The organism is uncultured Thiodictyon sp., assembly GCF_903828115.1.
Lineage (GTDB): Bacteria > Pseudomonadota > Gammaproteobacteria > Chromatiales > Chromatiaceae > Thiodictyon.
Genome location: NZ_CAIKKU010000638.1, coordinates 1 through 2248, shown reverse-complemented (window position 1 = coordinate 2248; position 2248 = coordinate 1). Strand labels below are relative to the sequence as shown.

Below are 2248 nucleotides of genomic sequence, written 5' to 3'. Positions count from 1 at the left end.
GAGCACCAGGCAAGGCCGGTCGCCGCCGGTGCCCAGCAGCGTCAGCACGTCCTGCGCCGGCCAGTCGGCGGGCGGGAAGGCGACCCGGCAGGCGCTCAGGTTCAGCGGAAAGCCATCCCCCAGCCTTAGCTCGAATTGCTCCATGGCCCCGCCGTCCCCCAGTCCTTCGAGCCGCTGCCAACCCGCCCCCAGCCGCTCGGCCAGCCAGCGCACCTGAGCCTCCGGCGACTCGCCGCGGAACCGGATGGCCCGGTCCAGCCAGCGCCCCTGCACCCCGCCGGCCGCGAGCACGGAGCCGAGTCGACGGGTGCGCCGCAACAGGGTGTACGCCCGCTCCAACTGCGCGAGCCCGAGCCCCGCCAGGGCGGCCGGGTCCGCGGCCAGCCGGCGGGTCAGCGGATGGGTGTATTGGCGCAGCGACCAGAGCAGCGCGGATAGGGCCAGGATCAGCGCGGCGAGTCCGGCATAGAGCTGCCAGGGCGGGGTGGGCAGACGGATCGGCCGGTCGGCGAAGGTCCAGTCGTGGGGCGGATAGGAGCGCTCGTAGACGACCAGGGTCAGGCGGCTATCCTTGTCCACCTTGGCGCCCTCGGGCAGCACGAAGGAGAGCGGCAGATCGGCTCCGGCCTTGACCAGGGGTTGGCTCTGCTGCGGAAGGTCCGCGTCGAGACCGGTCAGATGGGCGGTAAATTCCGCTCGCTCCAGATCCTGACCGCCGCCGTTGCGAAGCGTCACCGAGACTGCCAGGGTGTCGCTCGTGTCCAACTTGGGCCCGGCCGCGAGGACGAGTTGCGGGGCGGTGGCGCGGATCGGGACTTCGATGGTTCCCGCGATGCCGTGGGCATGGTCCAGTTGGAGCCTGAGCCGGCCCGCGTTGACCGTATCTCCCTGACGTTCCAGGGCGCGCACGGCCGCCGCCGTGGCCGGGTCCCACAGGCGCACCGTCCCGTCCATCGAAGCGCTGGCGAGCAGGCGCCCGTCGGGGCTGAAGGCGACCGCGTAAACCTTATCCCCGTGCCCCTCCAGGGTGCGCACGGACGGCCCCATGGCCGGGTCCCACAGGCGCACCGTCTTGTCGTCCGAGGCGCTGGCGAGCAGGCGCCCGTCGGGGCTAAGGCGACCGTCTTAACCCAATCCCCATGCCCCTCCAGGGTGCGCACGGCCGCACCGGTCGCCGTGTCCCACAGGCGCACCGTCTCGTCGTCCGAGACGCTGGCGAGCAGACGCCCGTCGGGGCTGAAGGCGACCGCGGTGACCGAAGGCCGCCCCTCCAGGGTGCGCACGGCCGCCCCCGTGGCCGGGTCCCACAGGCGTACCTTGTGGTCCCACGAGGCGCTCGCGAGCATGCGCCCGTCGGGGCTGAAGGCGACCGCCTCGACTGGCGCCCGCGGCATGATCCCGGCGATGACCCCTTCCGGATCATCGATCATCTCCCCCTCCGCCACCAGCGGCGGAAAATCCCCGGCCGCCAGGCCACGGGCCAGGCACAAGAGCAACAGCCCCCACCAGCCAAGCCCCAGCCGCCGCCAAAGCCTCCCCGCCCGGCTCACGAGAGCACCCGCAGCCCAGCCCCAACCACCGCCGGGCACCGCCAGACCAACCGCTCCTGGCCCGCCGGGCCCTCGGCGCGCAGCAGGTTCAGCCAGTAGAGCCGACGCAGCAGCGGGTCGCCGATCCAGGTCCGGAAGGCCCCCAGGTCGGACCGGGCCAGCCAATCCTTAAGGTCCCGGCGCTGGTCCGGGTCCTGGGCGATGGCGCTGAACTGGGCCTCGATCTGGCTGGAGTGCTCAAGCCGCCGGGTGCACTCGGGCAGCGGCCGACCCTTGGCCCGGAGCCGCAGTGCGTCCAGGATCAGGCGCGGGTGGCCGCCGCTCGCCGTCAGGATCGCCAGAGCGTCCTCCGCGGACAGGTCCAGCGGCGGGGTGGAGCGCCGGGCCTGGTCCATCAGGTCGCCGGTGTTCCACTCGGGCCAGTGTTTGGGCTCGGCGTGGCTCAGGAAGGACAGGTCGCCCTGGGCATATTTGAGCCCGGCGAGCCCCTCGCCGCCCACCAGTACCACGCGCAGGGCCTCACCGTGGAAGTCGGAGAGTCCGCGCAGGCAGGCCGCGAGCCGCGAGCGACCGGCCTCGGAGCAGAAGTCCAGGCCGCTGACCAGCAGGAACAGCCGCTCTCCGGCGGCGAGCCGATCCTCCAGGCGGGACTCGAAAGCGCCGGCGTCCTGGGGCGGCGACTGCATCCCGGCGCGTCG

At 72.9% G+C, this 2248-nt stretch carries 2 protein-coding genes and 1 pseudogene; all 3 read right to left on the bottom strand.

Going from position 1 to position 2248, the window contains the following annotated elements:
* The coding region (locus QZY48_RS24275) for a WD40 repeat domain-containing protein (RefSeq protein ID WP_295435919.1) at positions 1 to 1047 on the bottom strand (1047 nt) is incomplete at its 3' end.
* Between the two features lie 212 nt (positions 1048 to 1259).
* Positions 1260 to 1346, bottom strand: a pseudogene (locus QZY48_RS24270) (hypothetical protein); the annotation flags it as partial.
* A gap of 200 nt (positions 1347 to 1546) precedes the next feature.
* On the bottom strand, positions 1547 to 2248 hold a 702-nt coding region (locus QZY48_RS24265), incomplete at its 5' end, for a hypothetical protein (RefSeq protein WP_295435918.1).